Raw genomic sequence first — 7,486 nt, 5'->3', positions numbered from 1 at the left:
GCCTACTGCTACTTCTACCCCTGCGGCCGCTGCCACGCGTGCCTGAACAAGCAGCCCGCCGCTAGCCCGAGCAAGGTGGGGCGCCCGCTCGGGCCGACCCAGTTCCCGCACTTCCACGGCGCGGTCGCCGAGTACTACTACCTCCGCCCCGGCGGGTACGTCTTCAAGGTGGCCGACGATCTCCCCGACGAGCTGGTCTCGCCCGTGAACTGCGCCCTCTCCCAGGTCATCTACGGCCTCCACGCCGCAGGGCTCCGCTTCGGCGACACCCTCCTCATCCAGGGCGCCGGCGGGCTCGGGGTCCAGGCCACGGCGGTGGCCAAGGAGATGGGCGCGCGCGTCATCGTCGTGGACCAGCTCGCCCCCAGGCTCGACCTCGCGAAGGCCTTCGGCGCCGACCACACGATCAACCTGAAGGAGCTCGCCGACCGGAAGGCGCGCGTGAAGCGCGTCCGCGAGCTCACGGACGGGAGGGGCGCGGACGTGGCCTGCGACTTCGTGGGCCTGCCCCAGGTGATTCCCGAGGGGCTTGAGATGCTGCGCTTCGGCGGGACCTACCTCGAGATCGGCACGATCAGCCGGGGGCTCAACGTCGAGCTGGAACCGGCCGCGCTCGTCTGGGGCTCCAAGACCATCGTGGGAGTCGTGATGTACGACCCGTGGGTGATCCCGCGCGCGCTCGACTTCCTCTCCCGGAACCGGTCGCGTTTGCCCTTGGACAGGCTCCTCTCCCACAAGTTCCCGCTGGAGAAGATCGACGAGGCGTTCCGGGCCTCGGAGTGGCTGAACCGCGATTCCACCGCGATCACGCGCGCCGCCCTCACCCTCTGAGCGCCGTCCAATGGGCAACCCTGCGTCAACCGTCGCGTTATCATGGCGCCATCGCACGCTCTTTCGAGCGCCCACCCGCCCCTTCGGGGCGGGTACCCGGCCGGCGCAATCAACTCGGGCCTCGCCTCGGGGCGGGCCTGCCTCACGGCATGGCCGACGCCCCTCGGCTCGAACTACCACGGGGGGAGGTATCGGAAGGGGCGGGTACCCGCGCCGGGTACCCACGAAGTGGGTGCGCGCGCGAGCGCGGGGGGTCGGCGTGGGTGCGCCCCCCTCCGAGGGAGTATGAGCACGCCGCGCGAGCAGCTCCTCCGGCTCATCGAGTACATCCGGGGGTTCCGGGCCACCTACCTGGTCGCTGCCGGCCTGAGGCTCGGGCTTTTCAAGAAGGTCGCCGAAACGCCGGGGGTCACCGCCGAACTCCTCGCCGGAGACCTGGGGCTCGACCCGAGATCGGTGGCGGTCTGGTGCCGGACCGCCCACGCGCTCGGCTTCCTCGACGCCGACGAGAGCGGGCGGCTCCGCCTCGCCCCTGGCTTCGACCAGGTCCTGGCCGATCCCGCCTCGCTCTATTACTACGGCGACGCCCTCAACCTGGTCGTGGACCACGAGGCCGACGACCTGGCGAGGCTCGACGAGGTGGTGCGCTCCGGGAAGACGCTCCCGTTTCAGGCGCGCGGCCGGAAATTCTCAGAGCAGGTGGGAGCCGCGACGATCGGCCTGCACAAGCTCGTGGCGCGCAAGGTGCTGCCGGGGCTACCGGAGATGGAGGAGCGCCTCCACCGGGGGCTCAGGCTCCTCGATGTCGGGTGCGGCTGCGGCGGGTTTCTCCTCGCCCTCGCGCAGGCCTTCCCGGCGGGCAAGTACGTGGGCGTGGACATCGACCGCAAGGCGCTCGCGGTCGCCCGGCGGTCTGTCAGGGCCGCGGGCCTCGCGCGCCGGGTGGGGTTCCGCGCAGCCGGCAGCGACGGTTTCGGGATCACGGGCCCATTCGACGTGATCACGCTCCTCCAGGTGCTCCACGAGATCCGCCCCGAGCTCCGGCTCCCGATCCTCACGGAGTGCGCCCGCGTCAGCTCCCGGGACGGCTGGCTCGTGATCCTGGACGAGACCTACCCGTCGAGCTGGGCGGACCTGCGCCGCCCCGAGAACTCGCGACCGGTGATGACGGCCTTCAGCGAGCTGAGCATGGGGAATGTCATTCCCACACGCGAAGAGCAGGAGTCGCTGCTCGCGGCCGCCGGCTTCAGCCTCCAGACGCGAACGCTCGTGGGCGACGGCTTCACCCTCCTCACCGCCCACCCCGCTGCCTGACCGGCACCGGCAACCGCTGTGGTCTACCGACGCCGGGAGCTCTGGCTCCTCCTCTTCCTCGCCCTCAGCCTGGGCGTGGGGGTGGCCGTTCGCGAATTCAGGGCCGGCTTCCCCGAGCTTGCCGAGCGTCTCGAGCAGGTCGACACGGACACGCTGCCGACCGCAAACCCGAAGCTCGACTCGCCGGGACCCGCGACGGATCCGCCGGCGCGTCCCGCCAAGCTCTCCGAAACCGCGGCCCAGGCCGATGGCCGCCTGGACCTGAACCGCGCGACGCCGGCCGAGCTGCAGCGGCTGCCGGGGATCGGTCCCGCCCTCGCGCAGCGAATCGTGGACGCCCGAGAGCGTCAGGGACGCTTCGCCTCGCCCGAGGAGCTGCGCCGGGTCCCGGGGATCGGGCAGAAGAAGTTCGACGCGATCCGCGAGCTGGTGACCGTCGGAGACTGATCGGGCCTCGCCTCGTGGCTGTTAGCTCGGGCCTCGCCTCGTCGCGGGCGCAGGCGATGAAGCTGCCTTCGCCGACGCGCCTCGGCTCGAACATCTGCTCGGGTCTCGCCTCGTCGCTGTCCTCGCCTGCGGCTCGTCCGGAGCGCCTCGGCTCGAACTGCCACGCCTGCGGCTCGTCGGCAGCCCCTCGGCTCGAACTGCCACTCGCCCCGGCGCCGGTTCAGGGGCTCCCCTGCGGCCGCTGGATCTCGGGCGGGACCTGGTAGAGGTACTCGTGCAGGTAGCGGATCTCCTCGCCCTTGTCATGAATCTCGACGCGCATGAGATCGCGGATCGAGATCATGGACAGGAGGCGGCCCTCGCTCACGACAGGCAGGTGGCGGATGTTGGCCTGATCCATCTTGCTCATCGCCGACTGGTAGTCCTCGTCCACGTCGGCGACCACGAGGTTGGTCGTCATGACCTCCCCCACCGGCGTGCGTGAAGGGTCGAGCCCCCGATCGACCACCCGACGCACGACGTCGCGTTCCGAGAAGACCCCGACGAGCTTATCGCCGTCAAGCACCGCCACGATCCCGACGTTGTTTGCCGCCATCACGCGGACCGCCTCCGAGACCATGGCCTCGCGCGAGACCATGAACAGAAAGCCGTAGCGCATGATGTCGCGGAGTTTTCGCATCGCCGCACCTCCCCCGCCGGAGCCCTGAGCACCACCACGGCCGTTACCGCCTGCTGCCCCGCTCCAGCGGCCCGCCCCCTCCTCGGGGCTCCTCGAGCGTGTCCCGCGTGGCCCCCGGAGACTCGAACCCCCGCACCGGTCGATCGACGGATCACCTCAGGCGTGCGAATCCGCTCCGGGGACACGATCCAGGGACCAGGCATCCCTCCCCTCGATTCGCGCGTTGAAGCCCGGAAACTTGGCTGAGTCTAGGCCTAATCGGAGGGGGCCTCGACGGCCCCCTCCGAAGCCTCCCCGAGGAATCGGTTGCGCGGGCGAAGCCCGCGCTCGAAGGGAGTCTAGGCGCGGCGGTGGGGGGTGTCAAGCGGATCGGCGCGTCCCCAACCCCTACCCGCGCCGCCCCCCTGTCTCCGGTCCGATACAGTTGACCCCGCGTTCCGGCGCGTCCTACGGTCGGGTATGGCGCACCCCGCCGAGCGCGTCGGCTGCGCGACGCGTGGAGGCGATCCGCCGGTTCGCGCCCGGCTACGCCCGATGCGTCTCGAAGCCCTGCCGCTGGCGCCGGTCGCCGGCGCATTCGTCGGCGGCCTGGCAGCCGCGGCTTGGATCGGCCCGCACCGGAGCTGGATCTGGCTCGTCGCGCTCGCCGCCGCTCTGCTCTCGGTGTGGAGCCTCTGGCGCCGGCGCGAGGCGCTGGTCGTCCCGTCCCTGCTCGTCCTCTTCGCGCTCCTCGGCTTCATCCGGGCCGGGTCCGCTCCGCTTCCCCCCGACCATATCGCCCGCCTCCCGCTCCCCACCCGAATCACGGTCGAGGGGCAGCTCGTCGAAGAACCCATGCGCTTCGCCCCCGACCGGGAGCGGCTGCTCATCGATGTCGAGGCTGTCGAGGCGGGCCAGGCGCGCCGACCCGCGCGGGGACGGGTCCAGGTGACGCTCTACGGCCAGCCCCCGCCGCTCACCGAGGGGCAACGGGTGCGGGGAGAGTTCCGCCTCCACCGGCCTCTCGGCTTCAGGAACCCGGCGGGCTTCGACTACCCTGCCCACCTGGCTCGTGAAGGGATCTACCTCGTGGGGAGCGGCCGTCCAGACCGGCTCGAGCCCATCACGCCCGAAGACCCTCCCTGGACGGTCCGGGTGAAACGCTGGGCGCTAGCGACCCTACACCGGAACCTGCCGCCGCGCTCGGCCGCTCTGCTGGCCGGCCTCCTCCTCGGTGAGCGCACCGGACTCCCCAGGAGCATGGACGAGGCCTTCCGACGTGCGGGGGTCTACCACATCCTAGCGGTGTCAGGCTTCAACGTGGCCCTGATCGCGTCCACGGTGTTTCTGGGGCTCCGGCTCGTGGGACTCCCGCGTCGGCTCGTGGCGGTCGTGGCATCGATGCTCCTGGTCGGGTATGCCCTGGTGGTCGGCGGGCAACCCTCGGTCGTGCGCGCGACCGTGATGGGTCTCCTACTGCTCCTGGGCCTTCTCCTCGAGCGCGACGCCAACCCCATCAACAGCCTCGCCCTGGCCGCGCTCGGAATCCTCCTCTGGCGCCCCGGGGATCTCTGGGAGCCGGGCTTTCAGCTCTCGTTCGCCGCCACGCTCGGGATCCTCTGGCTGACACCCTCTACCCTCGAGGTCCTCACCTCGCGCGGGTGGCCGACGTGGCTCGCGGCCGGCGTCGCGGTGAGCCTGGGCGCCCAGCTGGCGGTCACGCCGATCATGCTGAGCCACTTCAACCAGCTCTCGCTGGTCGGGATCGCCGCCAACCTGGTGGTGGTGCCGCTGGCGGCGCTCGCCACGACGCTCGGACTGGCGGCGCTCCTCGCCGCTTCCGTCTCGGACGGGCTCGCCCAGCTCTTCTTCGAGAGCCTCTGGTTGATCCTCCTCGCGCTCCGGTTCGCCGCGCGGCTCGCGTCCGCGCTGCCGTGGGCGCTGGTCCACCTCCCGGCGCCCCACTGGAGCGCGGTCGCCGCTTTCTACGGCTTGCTCGCGCTCGTCCCGCGGCTTCACCGCTCGGCGCGCGCGACGCTCATCGCCGGAATGCTCGCCGCTTGGGTGGTCGCCCTCTCCGTCTGGCCGTGGCTCAAGCCCCTGGACGGGCGGCTCCGCGTGACCTTCCTGGACGTCGGGCAAGGCGACGCCATCTTCGTCGAGCTTCCCGACGGCCGGCGTCTGCTACTCGACGGTGGCCCCGGCGGCGAACGGCGCTTCGACGTGGGCGAGCGGATCATCGCCCCGTTCCTCTGGAACCGCGGCGTTCACGCGCTCGACGTCGTCGCCATGAGCCACTCGGATCCCGACCATGCCGGCGGTCTGGCCGCCGTGATCTCGCGCTTCGGGATCAAGGAGTTCTGGGACAACGGGATCTGGGAGGCGGGGAGCGCGGAGCTCTACGGGCTCGTCGAACGCTCGGGGGCAATCCGGCGCTCGCTCACACGGGGGACGCGGTTCTGGCTGGGGCCGGTGCTGGTGACCGTGCTCAACCCGCCGGCGGTTCCGCTCCGGGGCTCGCCGCGCGGACCCGCCTCGGACGAGAACAACAACTCGCTGGTGCTCAGGCTCGACTGGGGGCTGGCCTCGTTCCTCTTCACGGGAGACCTGGAGCAGGAAGGGGAGGCGGCGCTCCTGGAGGCGCGGCAACCGCTCGGCCACCTGGTGCTGAAGGTAGCCCACCACGGGAGCCGCTATTCCACGACCGAGGCGTTTCTCGCGGCAGCGCAGCCCCGGCTCGCCGTCGTCTCCGCCGGCGCGCGCAACCCGTTCCGCCATCCGACGGGCGAGACCCTGGACCGCCTCGACCGCGCGGGGGCGAGGGTCTTCCGCACCGATCGGGATGGGGCCATCGTCCTGGAGATGGACGGAGCTACCATGAGCGTCACGCGCTGGGCGACCCGGGAGACGCAGACGTGGCTCCTGGATTCCGAGCCTGAGCCGGGCGCGGGAGAGCGAGCAGGGCGGGACAGCGCTCAGGTTTCCACCACCACCGCCAGTGAACCGGTACCCCCCCCTCTATAACTCCGTGTTTTTTTACGCACTTCCTCTGGCACCCTCCTTGCTACTTCCAGGACTTCAGCAGCGAGTGCACTGCGGGCGCGTGACCTGGCAGGAAGCCGCCGATAGACCTGAGGGAGGGGAGGATGGGGAAGAAAACGAAAAGATGGAGCCGCCCCCACGTCGTGATCGCCCCGGGAATGAAGCTCGTGTCGATCGTGAGCCAGCGGGGCGCCAAGGCTCAGGCGATCGGCCGCTCGGCTCAACGCGAGGCCCCGTGGAGCAGTCACATCCGGGCGGTCGACGCCGCGCTGGCAAAGAAGAACGTCAACAGCGCCATGCGGGCGTGGCTTCGCGCTCACGACGCGGCGCTGGCCAGCCGGCGCTGGGAGGGCCTGATGGATGTCGGCGACGCCGCCCTGAGGATCGGCGAGGGCGCCGGGCTTCCCCGGGCATTGGAGGCCAGGGCGCGCTGGATTTACCTGGCCGCGCTCCTCCTGGCGCGCGAGCGGGCATCGCTCGACGGCGTCCTCCGCACGGCCGAGGCGTTCGCCGCCCGGGGCGAGCGCGAGGTGGTCAACCAGTGCGTCGGCGTCGCCGAACAGCTGGCAGCGCGGGCGCCGAGGCGCGGGGCCCCGGAGCGTCTCCGGGCGGCCAAAGAGCGTCTGGCGACTCTCCTGCTCATCGCCGAGCGCCACGCCCTCGACGCGCTCGCGTCCGCGGGGGCACGCCGCGGTGGGTCAGAGGGCCAGGGCAGGACGAAGGGCCTCGCGGGGAGGATCACCTGCCTCCCCGATCTCGAGTCCAACCCGCTCGATGCCGAGGCGGCCCGGGCGCTCGCATCCCAGAACGGCGGCAAGCCGCACCGGCTCCACGGCGGCGCCTAGTTGACTCGGACGGGGGCTTCGCCCCCCTTGCCGTTAGAGCGCCGGCTCCGCCGGCGCAAGCTTGCCGAGGGGGAGGTTTCGAGGGGGCCCGGGTACCCGCGCCGAAGGCGTGGGTGTCCCCCTCCGTAACGCCCTTCGAGCGCGGGCTTCGCCCGCGCAACCGATTCCTGGGGGAGGCTTCGGAGGGGGCCGTCGAGGCCCCCTCCGATTTCTAATCGATCGGGTTCTCGTACAGCGCGCGAAGCCGCTCAAGCTCCTCCGGGTCCATCCTCATTCCCAGCGAGAGCACCAACTCCCCGAGGATCGGCTTGATCTCGTTCAACAACATCTTCCCTAATATCTTCTTCTT

At 71.0% G+C, this 7,486-nt stretch carries 7 protein-coding genes; 5 read left to right on the top strand and 2 right to left on the bottom strand.

Annotated features, from left to right (window positions below):
* From HY726_01395 to HY726_01385, 3 genes are all read left to right on the top strand, one after another.
* On the top strand, positions 1-831 hold an 831-nt coding region (locus tag HY726_01395; GenBank protein ID MBI4607646.1), incomplete at its 5' end, for a zinc-binding dehydrogenase.
* A 285-nt stretch (positions 832-1,116) separates the two neighbouring features.
* Entirely contained in the window at positions 1,117-2,145 is a 1,029-nt protein-coding gene (locus HY726_01390) for a methyltransferase domain-containing protein (protein ID MBI4607645.1), read from the top strand.
* 18 nt (positions 2,146-2,163) lie between these two features.
* Positions 2,164-2,592, top strand: coding sequence for a helix-hairpin-helix domain-containing protein (locus tag HY726_01385; protein MBI4607644.1), 429 nt, complete (start codon positions 2,164-2,166; stop codon positions 2,590-2,592).
* Between the two features lie 220 nt (positions 2,593-2,812).
* Here HY726_01385 and HY726_01380 read toward each other — a convergent pair whose 3' ends face one another.
* Complete coding sequence (locus tag HY726_01380; GenBank protein MBI4607643.1) at positions 2,813-3,271, bottom strand: CBS domain-containing protein; 459 nt, start codon at positions 3,269-3,271, stop codon at positions 2,813-2,815.
* Positions 3,272-3,805: 534 nt separating this feature from the next.
* Here HY726_01380 and HY726_01375 point away from each other — a divergent pair.
* On the top strand, positions 3,806-6,274 hold the full coding sequence (locus HY726_01375; GenBank protein ID MBI4607642.1) for a DNA internalization-related competence protein ComEC/Rec2: 2,469 nt from the start codon (positions 3,806-3,808) through the stop codon (positions 6,272-6,274).
* 122 nt (positions 6,275-6,396) lie between these two features.
* On the top strand, positions 6,397-7,137 hold the full coding sequence (locus tag HY726_01370) for a hypothetical protein (GenBank protein MBI4607641.1): 741 nt from the start codon (positions 6,397-6,399) through the stop codon (positions 7,135-7,137).
* 211 nt (positions 7,138-7,348) lie between these two features.
* Here the strand turns inward: HY726_01370 and HY726_01365 are convergent.
* The coding region (locus HY726_01365) for a hypothetical protein (GenBank protein ID MBI4607640.1) at positions 7,349-7,486 on the bottom strand (138 nt) is incomplete at its 5' end.

The sequence above is a fragment of the Candidatus Rokuibacteriota bacterium genome, from assembly GCA_016209385.1.
In the GTDB taxonomy this organism is placed as follows: domain Bacteria; phylum Methylomirabilota; class Methylomirabilia; order Rokubacteriales; family CSP1-6; genus JACQWB01.
The sequence above is the reverse complement of the archived record's forward strand: the minus strand, read 5'-3'. Positions and strand labels throughout refer to the sequence as shown.